Consider the following 17,857-nt stretch of genomic DNA (forward strand, 5'->3'; position numbering starts at 1 on the left):
TTTCGGCGGCCTCCCACAGTGCGGTGATCGCTTCCTCTGTGTGCCCGGTCTCGTGTCTCGAATCGGCCACGTCGATCAGCAACCTCACCAACACCAGCTGGTCGTTGGCGGAGCGGCTTGCCCGCTTTCGCGCCAGCCGGAGGAGGCTCTCGGCTCCGTCGGGGTCGTCGCTCACCACGAACTGGATGAGTCGGCGCATCCCACGCCAATACCGCCGCCGTACCTGCCGGCGCAGCCGCCCCACTTCCGTGCCGCTCTCGTTTCGAAAGCGCAGCCTCACTGCCCCCACATGTTCGCAGCCTCCCACACCGGAATTCGGTCAGACCGGCACGTCAAGGAAAATTTCCGGTGTCCGCCGGGTGAGGGTCCACCGCAGGCCCGAGTGCTGCCCCGATCATGGCTGGTGTCGGTGTGGGAGGCACGACCAAGATCCTTGCAGTCACGGGCGCTGATCCATGCCCCTGACCAAGCGACCTCTCATCTGTAGCACCGGTATCACTCGTGCTACTCCTGCAAGGACGGCCCACGAGACCGTTGCGGAAACCCGGCAAACTGGGCGTGCGCTTTCGTGCGAAATCTCCGTAACAAATATCCCATTTTCGTAGTCACGATCGGCTTCCAAGCGGCTTCGCGGGTCAGGGCGAAGCCGTACTCTGAGGGCATGGTTGACCAGGTACAGCAGAGACCCGGCGAGTCGAACGCCCAATGGCTGAATCGGCTCGAAGCCCTCCTGGTCGTCCACATGGACCGGGTCACCGGCATGGGCTCAGCCGCTGACGAAGAAGAAGAGCGAATCCGGGCCACCATTGCCGCCCTGAAACGCGGTGAGGCGCCGACGAACCCCTGACCTGGGGCTCATGGCCTGGTGGTGAAGGGTTTCGCCCTGACCACGGGGAGCCGATGTCGGTGGCGGCCGAGCTCGAATGCGGAGTCCGCGCGTGCCTCGACGATGACGCCGGGTTCGACCGGCCAGTAGGTGAAGTCTTCGTTGCCGGGCAGGCCGGCCACGACTCCTGAGGCTCGCACGGAGCCGCCGGGCGCGAGCCGGAGTCTGCCCGCGAGGGACGCGAGCGCCGGCCGCGACAGCGTGGTCGAGAGCCCCACCGCCCGCACCTGCCCGCCGGTCGGTCTGGCCGAGGACCAGCGCCGTCGGTCGGGTGGGGGAGCCGGTCACGCCGAGGACCAGGGCGTCGACGTCGTCGAAGTGGCGCACCTTCACCCAGCCCGCGCGGCCACCGCGCAGCGGGTACCGGCTGCCCAGCGGCTTCGCGACGGACCCCGCGACCCCGACAGCGGCCTGCTCCGCGCTGATCCACGCGCGCCAGCTCGACGTCGAGCGCATCAGCTGCACGCCGGCGTTGCCCGCGCCGATCACCGCTTCAAGCCGTTCCCGCCGGCGCGAGTACGGCAACGTCCGCAGGTCGTGGCCGCGGCTGCCGAGCAGGTCGAACGCTACGAACACCACCGTGACGCCCTCGGCGCGGTGCCGCACCGGCCCGTAGCCAGCGCCGCGAAGTCCAGGCGCCCCTCCGGCCGGTAGGCGACGATCTCGCCGTCGAGCACCACCCGGCCCAGTGTGGCCGCCGCCTCGAGGACGCCGGGGAACCGGTCGGTCAGGTCGCTGCCGGCGCGGGACTGCACCGCCCTGGCAGGCACGTGGATCAGGCACCTCCAGCCGTCGAGCTGGGGTTCGTACCCGTGGCCGGCCTCGGGCAGCATGGCGGCCGGCTCGGCGACAGCGAGCCGCAACGGCAGTGACGGCACGGGCACCTGTCCATCGTCAACCCCGCTGACCAGCGGCGCAGCCGCAAACCCCGTGGTTAGACTCGCACTCATGTTCGAGGCTCAACGCCCGCATGGCGAGTCCGGCGCGCACGATAGGCGATCGCTTCGTGCGGGTTGTGGATAACTCGCCGCGTCGATCCCCTGGCCTGGCCGCGATGCTCGCACCGCTCGAGAACGTCGGTGGTCGCTGCATACTGGTCTGGTGAGCGCAGAGCCGATCCCGTTGTTCCCGGTGCACCGGGTGGACCCGCCCGGGTTCGCCGCGGCGCAGCACCGCATGTTCGCGGGGATGAACCTGCGGATCGGCACGTCGGAGACCGTGCATGGTGTGATCTGGCGTGACTGGATCAACGGCCTGACGTTGCCCGCGCCGGCCTGCCGACAGGGCTGGTCCGGACTCGGGGCGGCGGGGGAGCTGCAGGCGAGCGCGCGCGAGGTCACCTGCCGTAAGTGTCGACGCATCGTCGGTGTGGACATTGCCCGCCAGGAGCAGGCTGTGCTGTTCGAGCTGGGCTGAGCGTCGTGCTTCGAACGTGCGCGGATCTACGGCCCAGCAGCATCAGTTTCACCTCGGTGAGTAATCGGTTGCTTACCCGTTCGGCCGCTGCGGGAGTCGAGGTCGTGGTCGTAGGGGTCGCAACGTCAGCTGGGGGACTCAGCGGTTGGTCAGCCGAGGAGTTTGTGGAGTGCGGGAATCACGCCGCCGACGATGGTGAGCCCGGCCAGGTTCGCGCCCGGCACGGTGTCGCTGGCGAGGTAGGTCAATGCGGCCACCGTGCAGCCGCCCAGGATGGCGAGCAGGAAGATCACGGCGGCGCAGGTGCTCAGCTAATTGCGCAACGCCCTGGTCGCCGAAGGCTTCGACGGGCCGGGCGCCGGTGACCTCGTCCGGCACCTTCGGCCAGCCATCGTTTCGGGCGTTTTCGGGTGTCACCGCTGAAATTCCCTGGGCTGAGGCACGAGTGCTTCCAGCCGCACTTCGCCTGCCGAGGTGGTCAGTGTTGCGACACATTTCAGCTGTTTGCCGAGGAGGTCCTGGGAAACGGTCAAGGCCGGGGTTGTGGCTCCCTCGACAGCGACGAAGTACTTGAAGCCGGTGTCAGTGACCTTTTCCTGATACCAGTCGTAGCGTACGGCGGCGGAGCGGGGTGTGAGCCCGTCGACCGTGGCGTCCAGCCGTTGACCGACGGCCGGGGTTCCCGCGATCCGCAGCGTCCCGGTCGGTGCCAGTTCGGGATTCGGGCGCAGGGCTTCCTCTCGCCAGTCGCTGGGGTTCATGAGCTCGCCCTGGTGCGCGTCGCCGTCGCACTCGTTGCCGCTTTCCGCGCTGAGCACTCCCGCAAGTTCGGGGCCGTCCGCCGTGGACAGCATGAGCGGTCCGCCCGAATCGCCTGCGCAGACGCTCGGTGCCGGATCGGCCGGACCGGCGGGCACTCCGGTGACACAGAATCCGGAGCTGCCCACGGAATCCTGCGGGATGTCCGGTGCGCATTGCCCGGGCGGGAGCAGTTTCATCGCGGCCTGTTGAAGGCGGTCCGTCTCCCCGCCCTTTGCCGGGTCGGTGTGCTCTGTGCGGCCATGGCCGTAGACCTGTCCGGTGGCCCCTCGCTTCACGGCGGCAGCGACCTTGGCGGGCGTCGCGAACTGTGCTGGTCGAACGTCGAGTACCGGCCGGTCGAGCACGACCACAGCCAGGTCATGGGCCGCGAACGATTCGTCGTCGGTGTCGATCTCGCGCCAGCCCGGATGCCAGAACCAGCCGCGGACCTGGTGCGGTGCCTCGTGGGTCTGGGAGAGCTGGTCGGCGCCGAAATAGACCTCGAAGTCGGCCGGGGACTTGTCCAACACGCAGTGCCCGGCCGTCAATACGCGATCCGGGGCGATGAGCGTTCCCCCGCAGTAGCCGCGTTCGGTGAGCGGACCAGTGCCAGGGATGGCCAGCGTCGCCATCCAGGGTGCCTCGCCGGAGGGAGCGTCGGTGCCGTGCGAAATCGCGGATGCGGCAGAGGCCAAACCGGTGAGCAGGGCTGCTGAGACCGAGACCAGTATTCCTGCCCGGCGGGCTCCGCGGCGGAGTTCAGGGTGTGTCATCAGGCTTTCTCCTTAGGATGAACTGCATTACCAGGAGAATTTCTACGGGCGCTATCCCTGCCGCCGCGTCCGGCTGCGGTCGAGGATGGAGTTATCCATAAGATCTATGCCGCTGGGGGCCCGGATCGGTCACTCGGCCGGTGCCGGTCGAGGCTGGGCGGGCCGGCTGTCGTGACGAGGACACTGTCGATCTACCCGCATGCTGGGCCCATGACGGCATCGACCTGTTCGGCAGCCGCACCTCCGGTGCAAACTGCTGCTCCAGATCGCCCGCGGCTCGACCCCGGCCGACGTCGACGCGGTCGCCGCGAGCCGGAGCATCATCTGGGGAGGCCCCCAGGCGATCGCTCACCACATTCGCGCCGACGACGGCAGCGGCGACGCCACCCTTTGCCCGCGAACTCGCCCGGATCTGGTGGTACGGCGCCTAGTCCTACGATCCGACCTCGGTCAGGCCGCCGGCGCGCGCCCCGCGAACGGCCTGCCTGATCAAGCCGCGACAGCCCGAGCACTCTCCGGGGCACCATCGCCGGCACGCCGGACGGCTCGTTCACCGGCACACCGCTCAGGCGGCTTCGTCGGTGTGGCCGCGGGTCCGGCGGCGGTAGGCGCCCGGTGCTTGGCCGGTCATCCGCTTGAACGCCAGGCTGAATGCTGTCTCCGAGCCGTAACCGACGGAGCGGGCAATGGCCGCGATGCCCTGATCGGTCCTGGCCAGCCGGTCGGCTCCCAGTTCCAGGCGCCAGCGGGTCAGGTACTCCAGGGGACCCTGGCCGACGGCCTGTTTGAACCGGGCAGCGAGGGTGGAGCGGGAGACGTGGGCGGTGTCGGCGAGTTGCTGCACCGTCCAGTGGCGGGCGGGGTCGGCGTGCATCGCGCGCAGCGCGGTCGCGGTGACGGGCTCCGCGAGACCGTATATCCAGCCTCGGCCCGCAGTTGCGTCGCGGATGTGGTGGCGCAGGAGATCGATGAGCATCACGAGGGCGAGTTGCTCGGCGACGATACGGGAGCCGAGCCGGTCCTGGCGGAGTTCGCGATCGATCCGGGTGAGCATCTGCTGGGTCGTCAGGGCGCCTTCGGCGTGACCGGGGAGGTGGATGACCGGGGGCAGCCCGTCCAGCAGCAGTTGCCTGGCCCGGCCGTCGAACTCGAAGCTGCCGCCGACGAGGCGGGCGGTGACCGGCTCCGTCGGTGATCCGACGAGAGCCGCCTCGGCCGGCGTGGAGTGGAAGTACGGTGCGGCCGGCTGCACGCCGACCGTGGGCGAGGTGGCCAGCACGTACTCGGCCGGTCGCGTCAGCAGGAAGACGTCCCCGGCCCGGAGCGTGAGCGGCGCCTGCCCGTCGACCGTGAGCGTGCAGGTGCCTTCCAGCACGGCGTTGAACTTCGCCCCCGGCGGCGCCGGGAACAGCACTGCCCAGTCGCCGTGACCGGCGAGCCTCGCCGTGAGCCGGGCCCGAGCGCCGGTCAACGACAGGATGTTTTCGAGAGGGTCCAGCGGTCCTAGACGATCTATTTCATTATCTGGACTGTCCACTATTTTCCGTCTCCTTTCCTCGACCTAGGTTAGAGGTTGTAAGAGATCCACAGAAGCAGCACCCCAGGAGGTATCCCGTGCCCGAGACCGTGCCCGTCGCCGACATCCGTGTCGCCGTGCCGACCAACGAGCCCCGCAAGGGCCGTATCGCCATCCTCACTGCCGACAAGGTGGAGGACATCGAGTTCTTCTACCCCTACTACCGCTTCGTCGAGGCCGGATACGACGTCGACGTCATCACGCCCTCGGGCGGTGCCCTCACCGGAGCAGCAGGCCTCGGAATCGCGCAGACTCTGGCCGTGGCCGACGTCGCCGCCTCCGACTACCTCCTGCTGTACGTGCCCGGCGGCTACGCGCCGGTCGAGCTGGGGGGCAGCCCTCAGGCCCTCGAGTTCATCCGGGCCTTCGCCGCCGCGGACAAACCGATGGGCCTGGTCTGCCACGGTCCCCAGGTTCTGATCTCCGCGGGGCTGGCAGAAGGACGCCGGCTCGCCGCGTGGTACGGGGTACGCTCCGAGATCGAGGCTGCCGGCGGCACGTGGATCGACGAGCCGGTTGTCCAGGACGGCGCCATCTTCACCGCCCGCAAGCCTGGCGATCTTCCCGTCGAACTGCACCGCATCATGGCGCACCTGCGCACCCTCGAGCAGCAGCCTGCCTGAGCACGTCCTCGAGGTTCTCGCCAACGACCCGCGTGGCACGCGGGCCCAGGTCACCGGCGGAGCCTGCGGGACCTCGCGGGCGCCGGCGCCGGCGGCGCCGTCGTCGTAGGCCGACCCGAGCAGGGGTTATCACGAACAAGTGTAGGTTCTCGCGGGGTGTGACGTCTCGATCTTCTGCGACCTGGGTGTTTCTGAGCTGTCTCATGCAGATGTCGCCATGGTCAGTCTCAGTTGTCGTGTCGTTTCTTCAGCTGCATTGGCGATGCTGGTTTCGTCCTCCAGGTTGAGAAAGTGATCCCCTCCGCGGTGGCCAGCCCGCTGCTTGTGGGCCGAGCAGGCGCTCGGCGCGGGTCGCGGCGGCGCTAACGGCAACTGCTCACCAAGGCGGTGCGGCGGTCGGGGCTGTGGCCGGATCCCGGCCGTCTCAGCGGGACCCCTCCCGGCGGTTGCCCGTAGGGTCCGCATCCGGCGATCAGGAGGGGATTGGGCCCGTGAATCGGCGAGCGCGGTGGTGCGGTGTGGTGGTCGTCGCGCTGGGGATGGCGGGCTGTAACAGGGTTACGCCTACCTCACCGGTCCCGGGCTCCGCGCCGCCGGCCACCACGTCGGTAACCCCCGGTCAGAAGCTCGGTGTCGGTGACGCTGCCACCCGCCGGTGCCGACATCTACGCCTGCCTCGACGGCAACTGGGAGGTGGAGGTCCAGACCGGGCGGCGGCTGTCGCTGCTGCCCGGAACCTCCTCGCCGCCGCCGACCATCGCCGTGGTGACGCCCACGGCGATGTCCGACAGGGAGGTCGAGCTGTAGATCAACTCGGTCAGCGGGTTCTCCGACTTCCACCTCGCTTGCACGGGCGGAAACCCGCCATGCCAAGCCACCCAGAACGGCTTCTTCAGGGTGATCGGCGGCCCCGGTTCGGTGGTGACGGTCAACGAGTTGACCATCCGCATTGAGTCCGTCGGCACCGACCGCACGATCATCAAGCTCAGCTTGTCGTGAAACCGCTCCACCGAGTCGGTTTCCGCCCCGTGCGCAAACCCACGATGCCGGAGCAGGCGAGCGCAGATGAGTTCCTCGCGCAGTTCACCCGCGGCTCCGCCGGCGACGAGGTCCGCTCCAGCAACTCCAGCTTGTGCTCCGAGGCCTTCGCCCGCGCGGCCAGCAACTCGTCCAGCATCCGCGCCGAACGTGAAGAACCGGATCAACTCGCCCCGACCCAGCTCCTCCGGCCACGACCGCAACCGCCCGATCTCCGCATCGGGCACATCCTCACCAAGCTCTCCCGCCAGCCAACCCCGGGCCCCACGGCAAACGCGATGACACACAGATGATGGGACGGCCCTGACCAGGAGCATCACGACCAACCGTTGTTTTTTCGGCGCTGCTACTGGAAGCCGGTCAGGTCTAACGATCCATCGGTGAGCTGACCGGGCCCGGCACTCCACCGCGCCGGCCAGATTCGCCGGGTCACCAGCTTTTTCGGTCAGGGTGGTGGTGGACGGGGCCGGCGCGCACGTCTGGTTCTGGCGGAGTGGTGTGGGGGTGCACGCGCACGTGGATGTCGCGGCCCGGCGTGGAGCGCCGGTGAGGTTTGGTGGGTTGCCTCGTGAGGTGGTCGCGGAGGTGGCGGTAGGCGGTGATCACGGCGGCGAGTCGTTCGCGGTCCGGGTGCGGTGCGTCGGGGTGGCAGTCACGGACTGCGCGCCGGTAGGCGGCGGTGATCTCGGTGGCGCTGGCGCCGGGAGCCACGCCGAGCACCGCGTAGGGGTCGGGCAGGTCTGCGGGGTGAGCGGGGTTCATGGCGAGGACCGGAGCGAACCGGGCGCAGCTGGGTTGAGCTGGCTGATCTTGGTGTAGTAATCGCGCGCCGCGATGTGGGCGGTGTCGAGGGCGCGTCGCAGGGTGGCCAGTTCCCGGCATGCGGAGGCCAGATGTGCGGTGCCCGGCGCGCCGTCGACCCGGCGAAGCTGCTCGGGACGTTGGGTGTGGTGGCCGGTGTGTTCGGCCAGGAGGGTCACCAGATCGGTCAGCTCGCCGGTGAGCTGGGTCAGCTGCCAGCCGGCGTCACACAGCTGTGCCAGGCCAGGCGTCTTGGCCGGGTCGGCCGCGCGGACCGCGCGCCGAAGGTCGCGGGCCGTCGTGGCCAGCGCGATGGCGATCGTGACCGGTCGGCGTTGGGTGGTACCCATCGCTTCCGCTTTCCTTCATGCTGTGCTCGACCCGGCACGGGGTGGGCGTGGTAGTCGCTGGCCCCGCCCGGCAGCGTTCGATGCGGCGCGGGCGGGGCCAAAAGGCCGAGCCAGGGTTCCGGGCGCTCAGACGTTGATCTGCTTGGACTCGCTCTCGCCGCTGATGGCGATCTTGCGCGGCTTGGCCTGTTCGGCGATCGGCATACGCAGCGTCAACACTCCCGCGTCGTAGTGCGCTGCGATGCTGTTCGCGTCGAGGGTGTCACCCAGGAACAGCTGGCGGGAGAACACCCCGCGTGGCCGCTCGGACACCTGGACCTCGGTGCCCTCGTCGTAGGCCGGCGTGCGTTCGGCTTTGACGGTGAGCACGTTGCGCTCCACGTCCAAGTCGATGGCGTCCGGTGCGACACCGGGCAGGTCGAACTGCACCACATACTCGTTGCCGGACCGGTAGGCATCCATCGGCATCACCGCCGGGTGCGACGTGGTGCCGTTGGCGCCGAAGAACTGTTGGGTCAGCCGGTCCAGCTCCCGGAACGGGTCGGTCCGCATCAACATGACCATCCCTCCTTTGCTCCTTCCCTGTACGCCGCCACCGGCGCGCTGGGACCGCAGGCGGCTCGTCAACCTGTTCGGTTGGAAACCACGTGTCGAGACTGCTGGGTGTGCGATCGATACTTCGACTTCGATTACCTGGGGCCCGTCCCGGCTGCCGTAACCCCGGGCCGGGGTGTCGCGAGGGGTGCGCCACGAGACGCCGGGCCGGGACCACTGCCAGGTCTCTCGGCCGTCTGTCGAAGCAGGCATCCCCGCCGGGTGAGAGAACTACAGCCGGGCGGGCTCCAGGTATGCAGGCATCACCTGCCTTTCGAGGTCACCATCGCGTTCGCTGACCACATGAGCGCGCCGATCAGCGGAGGGGAACGCTGTCGATGCCCACCTCGTGTGGCCGGCACCACGCCGACCAGCGGGCCGCCGGTGGTGACGGTGCGGGTCGGGCGGCCGGATCGCTGCGGACCTGTGGATCCAGGCCGGGACCTCGCTGGATACGGAGGAAGAACGTCGAAACTGGCGGTCATGATCGCGTCGAACTCTGCGCGCAGCCAGGCCGGATCGGCGCAAACCAGATCGGCGAACCCGCTGGTCACGGCCTCGCGGTGGGTAGTGTCCGGCATCATCGATCACTCCCCGGCAACATCGTCGTGTTCGACACCAGGTCATGTACCGCCCATCCATTTCTATAGCTCGCACTGCAAGTTGTGTCAAGTGCGAGCTATAGATAATCTGGAGTGGCGGGCCTGCGTGACGACTCGTCACGGAGGTTTGGGGGCTGATCTGGGCAACCTCGACGACCCGGACTACCCGTCCTTCACCACCGGGCAGGCCCCGAAGATGCTGAGTGTGCAGGAAGCGTTCCTGCGTAGCCTGGACGCGGCGGACCTGGTGCGCCCACAGCGCTCGGACGGCGGCCATCGCCGCTACTCCCGCCGCCAGCTCACCCTCGTGGTCTGGCTGCGCGGACAACTCGACGAAGGCCACACCCTCACCGCCGCCGCCCGCATCATCGGCCTGCAAGGCCAGCTATAGGTACGACATTTTCGGACCGCCGACCGCGCGCACCAGGCTTCAGTTGGTCGGCCGAACCGGATTACCGGTCCTTCCCTAAGGTCTTCTGCACCCCGTCGACCAGGTTGATCGCGCCCATGATCAAGCAGCACGATGCCGATGACGAACACCGGGATCCCCACGTGAGGTAGCTGACGATCAGGCGAATCACGGCGAAGGCCCCGCCGGCGACGAGCCGGTCGTCGACAGGCGGCTTCGCCTCGCGGGCTCGCCGGGCGGCGTCCTCGGCGGCGGCGAGGAGGTAGTCGCGGCGGCGCTGGAGGACGTCCTCGTAGTACAGCAGCTTCTGTACGTCGTCGTGGATGCGAGGCGGGGTGGAGAGCGCGGGCTGCAGCAAGTCGGACGCTGGCACATTCCCGCGCTACTGAAACGACGATGGCCCGCCGTGTCCGGCGGGCCATCGTGCCACCGGTGAGCGGACGGTCAGGCGACGGGGACCCAGGTGAACCGGCCATCGGGTCGGCGTTCGGCGCGTCCGAAGACCACGTCGCCGAAGTGGTTGCCGTAGCCGATGGTGTCGGGGCGGCTCAGCTCGTCGACCAGGCGGCGGCGCTGCTCGGTGGCTTCGGCGGGGTCGTGGTCGAGCGTGCAGCCCCATTCGGGGTGGGTGACCTGGATCGGCGCGTGCATTGCGTCGCCGAACGCGATGAGCCGCTGGCCGCCGCCGGTGATGGTGTACGTGGCGTGGCCGAAGGTGTGTCCGACCGAGAACGATGCCCGCACGCCGGGGAAGATCTCCTCGCCGTCCTCGACCGTGCGGACGCGGGGCGCGAAGGCGGCCAGACGTTCCTCGGTCGCCCCGGCCTCGGCGGCCAGGTCGCGCCGGTCCCACTCGGGGGCCGCGATGAAGTGGGTGGCGTTCGCGAACGGCGGCGCATCGGTGCCGGGCTCGGTGCTCCAGGCCCAGCCCAGGTGGTCGAGGTGCAGGTGGGTGATGGCGACGGCCTCGATCTGGCTCGGCTCGCGGCCCAGCCGCCGCAGCCCGTCCAGCAGCGCACCGCCGTGGATGCCGCCGATCGCCGGGTTGGCCGGGTCGTCGGGGTAGGACTCGGGGCCGAACCCGGTGTCGATGAGCAGCGCCCGGTCACCCTGCTCGACCAGCAGCCCGCCAATAGCTGCGGGCAGGAAGCCGCCATCGTCGAGGTGATCGCGGTTGGCCGCCCAGTCCGCGTCGGTGGTGCCGGTCAGCCAGCCGCGCGGTTTGCACAGGCACAGCCCATCCGGGACATAGGTGATCTTCAGTTCGCCCAGTTGGAGCGAACGAACGCGCGGTGCGCTGGTCAGCCGTGCGCGGTCGAACTCGGTCGTCGTGGCCATGGTCCTGCCTCGTGCTCGGAAAGGTGCCGCCAGCCGGCGGTACGAGATAAAGTTACAACTAGAACAGTACTAGTTGCAATAATCTGAGTTATGGTCAAAGCTGTATGGGCTGGTCAACTGCCTGGCCCAAAGGCTGGGTCGGTCGCGTCCTTGGGGTGCGCAGTCCCTCCTGCGGCGCGGGAAGGGCTATCCCGTCGTCGCCCCCCAGGGCCGGCCGCTGTTGCTCGACACTCCCAGTAAGTCCGACAAATGCCAGAAACGGAGAACTGCGATGAAGCACATCAAGCTCGGGGACTTGGACGTCTCCCGTATCGGTCTGGGCGTGTTATCGATGTCTTACGCCTACACGGGGGCCGGCACGGACGACGCCGAGTCGATCCGCGCCATCCATCGGGCCCTGGACCTGGGCGTCACTTTCCTCGACACCGCTGAGGTCTACGGCCCGTACATCAATGAGGAGCTCCTGGGCACAGCGCTCCAGGGCCGCCGGGACCAGGCCGTGGTGGCGACGAAGTTCGGCATGATCTCGCATGCGCGCGGCGGAGCAGGAGAACTCGACAGCAGCCCGACCAACATCCGCACCGCCGTCGAGGGCTCGCTCAAGCGGCTGGGCACCGACTACATCGACCTGTACTACCAGCACCGCGTCGACCCGAACACCCCCATCGAGGACACCGTCGGGACGCTGGGCGAACTGGTCTCCGCGGGCAAGATCCGCCACATCGGACTGTCCGAGGCCGGACTGGAGACGATCCGCCGCGCCCACGCCGTGCACCCCATCGCTGCCGTCCAGTCGGAGTACTCCCTATGGGCCCGGCACCCAGAGGAACGGGTGCTGCCGCTGCTGCGCGAGCTCAACATCGGCTTCGTTCCCTACTCACCCCTGGGACGCGGCTTCCTCACCGGGCAGATCCGCTCGACCGGCCACTTCGACGACACCGACCTGCGCAAGAACAACCCGCGCTTCACCGGCGAGAACTTCCAGCGCAACCTGCGTATCGCAGACGAGGTCCAAGCCATTGCCGCCGAAGCGAGTGTCACCCCGGCACAAATCGCACTGGCCTGGCTGCTGAGCCGGGGCGATAACGTCGCACCCATCCCCGGCACCAAACGCGTGGCACGCGTTGAGGAGAACACCGCCGCCGACGCCATCGAATTGACCGCGGAACAAATCGAGAAGCTCGACAACCTTCCCCCAGCCGTCGGCGAAACCCACGACGAAGCCGCCCTGCGCCTGCTGGAGCGTTGACCCCAGCCCCGGCTATCCGGAGCGGCGGTACCCGTGACCACGAGCAGAAGGCCGAGCAGGCGCCACTGCTCGTGGTCACGGGTGCTGCCGGGCGGATATGTATAAAGTTACAACTGGAACAGTTTTACTTGCAATCATGCAAGTGGTAGTAAACTTGTGTCGTGGCTACCAAGCGCGAGACCCGAGTCCAAGCCGACCGCCTGCTGTGCGGGCTGGTCAACGGTCTGGCCAATAACATCGAAGCCCACGTTCGGGTCCGGGCGGCCACCCTCGGCCTGACCGCCTCACAAGGCACCGCGCTTGCCGAGCTGACCCGCCCGCTGACCCTGCGCGAACTCGCCGAACGGATGAGCTGCGAGCCCTCCAACGTCACCTTCGTCGCTGATCGCCTCGAAGAGCAGGGCTACCTCGAACGCCATCCCCACCCCGACGACCGCCGCGCCAAGCAGCTCGTCCTGACCCCCAAAGGCACCGAACTCCGCGGACGCCTCCTCGACCTGCTCTCCGAGGGCTCCCCCCTGACCCCCCTGTCCGCCGAAGAGAAGGACGTCCTGCAGCAGCTCCTCACCCGCGCCCTCGTCCGCTGACCCGCCCCAACGGGCGCTCACGGAGGCGTCTGCACCGGTCGCGAACCTGCACTCACCGACGAGCCGGTGCACCAGCGTTCCACAGCACCAATTCGCGTTCGGTGATCGGCGGGATCTTCTTGGCCGGCGGCACGATGTGCGGGGACATCAGCGCGTATTGGCGCGCCTGCAGTCCCCTCAGCTCCAGGTGTGGGTGCAGCCGGGTCATGCCGCCGGTCACCGGGTGGTCCTCTTGGGGGGTCACTGGGGCGCCGCCGGCGCTGCTGGTACCAGGCGTTTGGCCATGGTCCCCAGCGCTCGAGATCGTCCGCGCCGGCGGGCAGGCGGCTGACGCGCATCCCCCATGTGCTCGTTGACGCCCAACGGCTCGGTCAGGGTCTCCTTGAAGTGGGCGACCGCGTCGGCGTAGCACCCGCGATGGCGCGCGATGCCCAGGCCGCCGCTACGACGTGACGGAGGTGGTTGAACACGGGGGCAGCGACGGTTCGTGCGGACGGTTGGGATTCTCCGCGGTTGTACCCGCAGCCTTCATCACGGATGCGTCCCAGTTCCACCATCAGGCCGTCGGCACTGGTCAGGGTGGAAGCCGTGAGCTTGGGCGACGGCATCGACCTGACCCATTCGTGCGCCGTTTCTACCGGCAATTACGCGAGCGGGGTTGGCCGAGGCTGGTGCTGTGCAGGGAGAACGACCAGCCGACGTGACCAGGCACCGGTGTATTCGGCTCCCGCTCCAAGCGTTCGATGACGACAGCTCTCCGGCCGCTGAGGGCGGCAGCCGGCAAGTGAGGCGGTCTCGACGGGGGGTCGGTGAAGGGCGCCGAGCCACCACTACCGATATCCGGTGATATCGGTGCGTTCAGAAAACGGTCGGTTGCCGGACCGGTCTGAACAACCCGACTCGAGCCGCGTCGCGCCAGCGTGTCGTGTTCATCAACTCGTTCATTTACCGGCACGGTGAGACTCGGATTTTGAACGCGTTTTCCGAACGTGGGGGAGGGTCACGTGGCGCTGGTCGGGCTTGTCCGGGTCAGCACGAAGGATCAGGAGACCGCGCGGCAGCACGACGCGCTCGGTCGATCTGTGTGCGGGTGTTCGAGGAGAGGCGTTCCGGGAAGCTGAAGATCGACGAGAGGCCGGGGCTGCAGGCCGCGCTCGACTACATGCGCCCCGGCGACATGCTCACCGTGCAGGAGGCCGATCGCCTCGGCCGCAACCTGCTGGAGGGCTTGATCGTGCTCAACGACCTGTTCTCCCGCGGTATCGCGGTCAAGATCCTCGAGGGCATCGCCGCCGGCGAGCACACCGAACGCAACCTCATCCTGGACATGGCGCTGGCGTTGGCCGAGGACCGCCGACGCGACATCGTCCGCAAAACCCGCAACGGCTTGGACGCCGCGCGGGCACGCGGCCGGGTCGGCGGCCGGCCCCGCGTCGTCGACGCCGAGAAACGTCGTGTCATTCTCGCCCGTCACGCCGATGGCGAGTCCATCCGCACCATCGCCCGCGCCACCCAGCTGTCCGTCGGCACCGTCCACAACGTCCTCGCCGACCACCGCGCCACCAACAACTGATCACTGCCGGCCAGGCATATCCGCCCGATTTTCCGCGGGTACAACGGGGACCCCCTTGAGCAGGACGATCCGAGGCCTGCACAACAGGACCTGCTGGCGGGGGTCGACCGCCGGTTGGTCATGCCCCAGCGCGTTACCGATCTTCGACCCAGCTGTCCCCGGCCTCGCGGGCGTCGCGCATCACGTGTTTTGCTACCTCGACTGATCACCATGCTGCCCGAGAACCTCGAAGCACATCCGCCCCGACCAGCGGTTTTGGAAGCTAATTGCCCGTTTCGCTCGTATCCCGACAGGTCCCCATGGACGGCCTGACTGCTACTCGAGGCGCGGCCGCATGGGCGGGCAGGAGTCGAAGGTCGACTCCCGCCAGGTGCAGCCGGCCTGGCGAATGTACGAGGAGCGAGGAACCGCCGCGTCTCCGGCGCCACCATGAAACACCTTCTTCACTGGTCGCGCGGGCGCGGGTGTTACGGCGGCGACCCGCAGGTCGCGCGTACCGGTTGAGGTCGGCCGTGTGGCACGGCTCCGTTACCCGGTGTTACTCGACATGTCTGCACAAAATTCGCGAACTATCTCTTGATATGCACCATAAGAAATGGTTTCTTGTCATGACGCAGGTCACACGCCATGATTGCACCTAGATCTATTGGCGAAATCGAATTACCTTAAAAAGGGAGATAGAGAACGGTTGATCGGCGCTCGGCTTCCCTGCCTGCACTATTTCTCGGGATCCGGGAAAAATGAAGTTCCAGATTCAGCTTTGGCTGGCCAGCGGTAACGACAACGGCACCCCTGCCGCAAGAGAGGCCCACGAGCTTATTGACGCCCTTTCGGCCGACTGCCTCATCTGAAGCCGAAGGTCACATGCCCCACAGCTAGTGCGGTGGGAATCGCAGTACGCGACGGACTTAGGCGGTCGGGCTCTAGCGCACGACACCACAGACTGTGTCCTCCGACCGGGTAAGCCCATCCAGGACCGCTGTCCCGGATGGGGCTTACCGGAGGTATGGCCGGAGTGGTCCGCTACCGACTGGTGATCGCGTCCTAACCAGCCATATCCGCGCGAATTTGCTCCGTTACGACGGTCGGCGACCCCTCTGCCCGAGGTGCGGGAAAGTCTCTGGTACTGCGATCTTGTCGTGGTGCCACACCTCCCAACCCTGGAGCTTGAGGTTCTTTTCGGTGACGGCGAAACCGGCGCCAGCGAGAAGGTGCAGCTGGAGGCCGACCGCAAGTGATTCCCGATCGCCCCGCCCGCTGGCCACGGCTCTGCGCGCGATCGCCGATACCGTGCATACCCACTTCGCCCGGCACCTCTACGCCGTCGTCGCCGAAGCCCACGGCTTTCCCGGCCGGCCAAATCTCCCGCGACGCTCGGCCACTCCAGCGTCGCGATCACCGAGGCCTACCTCGAACACGGCCGCCATCTCGCCAGCGGCACCGCCCCCACCTCGCCGCTGGGCTACTTCAGCCAGTCCGCGTAGCGGGTGGGAGCGATGCGGGCCCCGTCCTTGGTGGTGAGGACGTCGCCCGTTACGGCGCTGAATATGCCGGCGTTGTTGTCGACCGTGACCGTGCGGCGGTCGCCCTTGGCGGCAAGGGTGATGCGACCCAACTCGTTCAGCGGGTAGGTGTCGGGGCCACCGAGGTCGAGGGTTCCGTTCAGGGGCGCGCCGGCTGCGACCTGGGCGACGGTGGCGGCAACGTCAGCCGCTGCGACGGGCTGCAGCAGTGTTGCGGGCAGGCGGACGGTGTCTTCGTCGGCGGTCCAGGACAGGACCGAGTCGATGAACTCCATGAACTGGGTAGCCCGGACGATGGAGTACGGAACCGGACCCGCCTTGAGGAGGTCCTCCTGCAGCGTCTTGGCACGATAGTAGTCAAGCCTCGGAACCTGATCGACGCCGACGATCGACAGGATGACGAAGTGCCCGATGCCGGCCTTCTCGGCCGCGGCCAAGAGGTTGTCCATCGAGGTTTGGAAGAACGCGAGCGAGGCCTCGTCGAAGGTCGGGGAGTTGGTCAGGTTGACGACCACGTCGGCGCCGGCCAGCGACTCCGCCACGCCCTGTCCGGTGATGATGTCGACCCCGGTGGACCTCGAGTGCGGCACGGCGTCGTGCCCTGCCGCCTTCAGGTCCTCCACCACTTGCGACCCGATCAGCCCGGTCCCGCCGATGACTGCGAACTTCACGACCTGTTCCCACCCTTCTGAATGCCAATGCCCACAATCTCGGACACTTTGTATCCGAGAAAGTACACGGACACCATGTATCCGAGTCAAGTCGTACGGTGTGATTGACTGACGAGGTGAAGATGTCGGGCGGAGTCGAGTGGGCACTGCACTGCTGTGTCGTGCTGACCTCGGTGGACGAACCAGCTCCCGCCGCGCGGCTCGCCCAGCTGCACGACGTCTCGCCGAGTTACCTCGCCAAGCAGCTCCAGGCCCTCTCCGGCGCCGGGCTGATCCGCTCCGTCCAGGGCAAGGCGGGTGGTTACATCCTCGCTCGCTCCCCCGGGGCGATCACCGTGCTCGACGTCGTCGAGGCCGTCGACGGGCCGTCACCGGCCTTCGTCTGCACGGAGATCCGCCAGCGCGGCCCGCTGGCCACCCCGCCCGAGGCCTGCACAGCACCCTGCGCGATCGCTCGCGCCATGGCCGGCGCCGAACAGGCGTGGCGCGATGCGCTCCGCTCGGTGTCCATCGCGGACCTGGCCCGCGACGTCGGCTCCACCAACCCGGGCGCTCTGGCCGGCATCAGCACCTGGCTTCGTCAGACACAGGCGTAAGACTGCCGGACTCACCGGCTGACCCCGCCTGCTGGCCTAGCCAGCCGGTGACCGACCCAGCCCACGCCGCACGCAGCAGAGCGGTTACACCATCAGGGCCACGAGACCCGGGTTGAACACAAGGGTCGGCGACGACATGTCCGACGACCGGTTCGATGCCGGACTCCCGCATGCCGGCTCCGCCAGCGACCGCCGGCGTTCCCCAGGGTCCGAACTGTCACGCCCAACACACTCAAGACCAAACACGCGGACCTCGTCCTACATTAAATGTACGTACATTCTGCCGGTCCCTGACCTGGACCGCGACAGCTCGGAGGAGAGTCATGCCGAACGTGGACACCGTGCACTTCGATCTTGTCGTGATCGGTTTCGGCAGAGGTGGGAAGACGCTGGCCGCCACGATGGGGCGTAGTGGTCAGCGGGTGGCCGTGACGAGCGGTCGGCGGAGATG

General features: G+C 67.9%; 22 protein-coding genes. 7 read left to right on the top strand and 15 right to left on the bottom strand.

Features of this window, described 5'->3' with window-relative positions:
* Positions 1 to 766 precede the first annotated feature (766 nt).
* Together AB0383_RS08420 and AB0383_RS08425 are read right to left on the bottom strand one after the other, a co-directional pair.
* Complete coding sequence (locus AB0383_RS08420) at positions 767 to 1,465, bottom strand: hypothetical protein (RefSeq protein WP_366186072.1); 699 nt, start codon at positions 1,463 to 1,465, stop codon at positions 767 to 769.
* Positions 1,453 to 1,770: a hypothetical protein gene (locus AB0383_RS08425; protein WP_366186074.1), complete on the bottom strand. Its 318-nt coding sequence runs from the start codon at positions 1,768 to 1,770 to the stop codon at positions 1,453 to 1,455. The genes AB0383_RS08420 and AB0383_RS08425 overlap by 13 nt, the downstream gene beginning before the upstream one ends.
* 217 nt (positions 1,771 to 1,987) lie before the next feature.
* On the opposite strand from AB0383_RS08425, the gene AB0383_RS08430 reads away from it, so the two are divergent.
* Entirely contained in the window at positions 1,988 to 2,302 is a 315-nt protein-coding gene (locus AB0383_RS08430) for a hypothetical protein (protein WP_366186076.1), read from the top strand.
* Between the two features lie 149 nt (positions 2,303 to 2,451).
* On the opposite strand, the gene AB0383_RS08435 is transcribed toward AB0383_RS08430, so the two are convergent.
* From AB0383_RS08435 to AB0383_RS08445, 3 genes are all read right to left on the bottom strand, one after another.
* Positions 2,452 to 2,595, bottom strand: coding sequence for a hypothetical protein (locus AB0383_RS08435; protein WP_366186078.1), 144 nt, complete (start codon positions 2,593 to 2,595; stop codon positions 2,452 to 2,454).
* A gap of 120 nt (positions 2,596 to 2,715) precedes the next feature.
* Positions 2,716 to 3,876, bottom strand: coding sequence for a serine protease (locus AB0383_RS08440; RefSeq protein WP_366186080.1), 1,161 nt, complete (start codon positions 3,874 to 3,876; stop codon positions 2,716 to 2,718).
* 565 nt (positions 3,877 to 4,441) lie between these two features.
* Positions 4,442 to 5,413, bottom strand: a complete 972-nt coding sequence (locus AB0383_RS08445; RefSeq protein ID WP_366186082.1) for an AraC family transcriptional regulator — start codon at positions 5,411 to 5,413, stop codon at positions 4,442 to 4,444.
* Positions 5,414 to 5,490: 77 nt separating this feature from the next.
* Between AB0383_RS08445 and AB0383_RS08450 the strand changes: the two genes are divergently transcribed.
* Positions 5,491 to 6,075, top strand: coding sequence for a DJ-1/PfpI family protein (locus AB0383_RS08450; RefSeq protein WP_366186084.1), 585 nt, complete (start codon positions 5,491 to 5,493; stop codon positions 6,073 to 6,075).
* Between the two features lie 665 nt (positions 6,076 to 6,740).
* Here the strand turns inward: AB0383_RS08450 and AB0383_RS08455 are convergent.
* The 5 genes from AB0383_RS08455 to AB0383_RS08475 form a co-directional block, all read right to left on the bottom strand.
* Positions 6,741 to 7,340: a hypothetical protein gene (locus AB0383_RS08455; protein ID WP_366186086.1), complete on the bottom strand. Its 600-nt coding sequence runs from the start codon at positions 7,338 to 7,340 to the stop codon at positions 6,741 to 6,743.
* A 202-nt stretch (positions 7,341 to 7,542) separates the two neighbouring features.
* The gene (locus AB0383_RS08460) at positions 7,543 to 7,875 is read right to left on the bottom strand and encodes a J domain-containing protein (RefSeq protein WP_364189428.1); all 333 of its coding nucleotides are present in this window, start codon (positions 7,873 to 7,875) and stop codon (positions 7,543 to 7,545) included.
* Positions 7,872 to 8,264, bottom strand: a complete 393-nt coding sequence (locus tag AB0383_RS08465) for a hypothetical protein (protein ID WP_364189431.1) — start codon at positions 8,262 to 8,264, stop codon at positions 7,872 to 7,874. The genes AB0383_RS08460 and AB0383_RS08465 overlap by 4 nt, the downstream gene beginning before the upstream one ends.
* 126 nt (positions 8,265 to 8,390) lie before the next feature.
* On the bottom strand, positions 8,391 to 8,822 hold the full coding sequence (locus tag AB0383_RS08470) for an Hsp20/alpha crystallin family protein (protein ID WP_364189434.1): 432 nt from the start codon (positions 8,820 to 8,822) through the stop codon (positions 8,391 to 8,393).
* Positions 8,823 to 9,121: 299 nt separating this feature from the next.
* On the bottom strand, positions 9,122 to 9,412 hold the full coding sequence (locus tag AB0383_RS08475; RefSeq protein ID WP_364189437.1) for a hypothetical protein: 291 nt from the start codon (positions 9,410 to 9,412) through the stop codon (positions 9,122 to 9,124).
* 175 nt (positions 9,413 to 9,587) lie between these two features.
* Here AB0383_RS08475 and AB0383_RS08480 point away from each other — a divergent pair, with 175 nt between their 5' ends.
* A complete protein-coding gene (locus tag AB0383_RS08480; protein ID WP_364189440.1) occupies positions 9,588 to 9,851 on the top strand; it encodes a MerR family transcriptional regulator in 264 nt (87 codons plus the stop codon).
* Positions 9,852 to 9,912: 61 nt separating this feature from the next.
* Here AB0383_RS08480 and AB0383_RS08485 read toward each other — a convergent pair whose 3' ends face one another.
* Positions 9,913 to 10,242, bottom strand: a complete 330-nt coding sequence (locus tag AB0383_RS08485) for a hypothetical protein (protein WP_364189443.1) — start codon at positions 10,240 to 10,242, stop codon at positions 9,913 to 9,915.
* Between the two features lie 71 nt (positions 10,243 to 10,313).
* A complete protein-coding gene (locus AB0383_RS08490) occupies positions 10,314 to 11,207 on the bottom strand; it encodes an MBL fold metallo-hydrolase (protein WP_366186090.1) in 894 nt (297 codons plus the stop codon).
* Positions 11,208 to 11,427: 220 nt separating this feature from the next.
* On the opposite strand from AB0383_RS08490, the gene AB0383_RS08495 reads away from it, so the two are divergent.
* Both AB0383_RS08495 and AB0383_RS08500 read left to right on the top strand, forming a co-directional pair.
* The gene (locus tag AB0383_RS08495) at positions 11,428 to 12,456 is read left to right on the top strand and encodes an aldo/keto reductase (protein ID WP_366186092.1); all 1,029 of its coding nucleotides are present in this window, start codon (positions 11,428 to 11,430) and stop codon (positions 12,454 to 12,456) included.
* Positions 12,457 to 12,617: 161 nt separating this feature from the next.
* Positions 12,618 to 13,043 (top strand): MarR family transcriptional regulator, encoded by a 426-nt coding sequence (locus AB0383_RS08500; protein ID WP_364189453.1) that lies wholly within the window; start codon positions 12,618 to 12,620, stop codon positions 13,041 to 13,043.
* Between the two features lie 52 nt (positions 13,044 to 13,095).
* Here AB0383_RS08500 and AB0383_RS08505 read toward each other — a convergent pair whose 3' ends face one another.
* Together AB0383_RS08505 and AB0383_RS08510 are read right to left on the bottom strand one after the other, a co-directional pair.
* Positions 13,096 to 13,287, bottom strand: a complete 192-nt coding sequence (locus AB0383_RS08505) for a hypothetical protein (RefSeq protein WP_364189456.1) — start codon at positions 13,285 to 13,287, stop codon at positions 13,096 to 13,098.
* A 127-nt stretch (positions 13,288 to 13,414) separates the two neighbouring features.
* Complete coding sequence (locus AB0383_RS08510) at positions 13,415 to 13,687, bottom strand: IclR family transcriptional regulator C-terminal domain-containing protein (RefSeq protein WP_364189459.1); 273 nt, start codon at positions 13,685 to 13,687, stop codon at positions 13,415 to 13,417.
* A 440-nt stretch (positions 13,688 to 14,127) separates the two neighbouring features.
* Here AB0383_RS08510 and AB0383_RS08515 point away from each other — a divergent pair, with 440 nt between their 5' ends.
* Entirely contained in the window at positions 14,128 to 14,616 is a 489-nt protein-coding gene (locus AB0383_RS08515) for a recombinase family protein (RefSeq protein WP_364189462.1), read from the top strand.
* Positions 14,617 to 16,078: 1,462 nt separating this feature from the next.
* Here AB0383_RS08515 and AB0383_RS08520 read toward each other — a convergent pair.
* Positions 16,079 to 16,810, bottom strand: a complete 732-nt coding sequence (locus AB0383_RS08520; RefSeq protein ID WP_364189465.1) for an NAD(P)H-binding protein — start codon at positions 16,808 to 16,810, stop codon at positions 16,079 to 16,081.
* 104 nt (positions 16,811 to 16,914) lie between these two features.
* Here AB0383_RS08520 and AB0383_RS08525 point away from each other — a divergent pair, with 104 nt between their 5' ends.
* A complete protein-coding gene (locus AB0383_RS08525) occupies positions 16,915 to 17,406 on the top strand; it encodes an Rrf2 family transcriptional regulator (protein ID WP_364189468.1) in 492 nt (163 codons plus the stop codon).
* Positions 17,407 to 17,857 lie beyond the last annotated feature (451 nt).

The organism is Amycolatopsis sp. NPDC051373, assembly GCF_040689465.1.
GTDB lineage: Bacteria > Actinomycetota > Actinomycetes > Mycobacteriales > Pseudonocardiaceae > Amycolatopsis.